This window comes from Rhodopseudomonas sp. BR0C11, assembly GCF_010820945.1.
GTDB lineage: Bacteria > Pseudomonadota > Alphaproteobacteria > Rhizobiales > Xanthobacteraceae > Rhodopseudomonas > Rhodopseudomonas palustris_H.
Map to the genome: position 1 here is coordinate 1 of NZ_QTKI01000850.1, position 449 is coordinate 449.

Annotated in this window: 1 pseudogene; it reads left to right on the top strand. The window is 68.2% G+C overall.

Features of this window, described 5'->3' with window-relative positions:
- Nucleotides 1-271: pseudogene (locus DYI24_RS27760) on the top strand (CbbX protein); the annotation flags it as partial.
- Nucleotides 272-449 lie beyond the last annotated feature (178 nt).

Below are 449 nucleotides of genomic sequence, written 5' to 3' on the forward strand. Positions count from 1 at the left end.
CGCGGAAGGAATGCTGAACGAGCAGAACTATCACTTCGCCCCCGAAGCGAAGGCCGCGTTCGAGCGCTACATCGGCATCCGCAAGACCCAGCCGTTGTTCGCCAATGCCCGCTCGATCCGCAACGCGCTCGACCGCATCCGTCTCCGCCAGGCCAACCGCCTGATCGCCGACCTCGACCGTTCACTGACCGCCGAGGACATCATGACGATCGAAGCGGGCGATGTGCTGGCGAGCCGGGTGTTCGGGAAGGGTGAGGGGAGCGGCGCGTAGTTCACCTCTCCCCCGCGCGGCGGGCGATCACAAGGAGCGTATGCAGTCGCTGCGAGGATGACCCTCCCCTGGAGGGGGAGGGTCGCTCGCGCAGCGAGCGGGGTGGGGTGGCGAAGAGTTCATCCGCCGTGCCCGCGGTTCACCCCACCCCGGCGTGCACCGCGCTTCGCGCGTTACC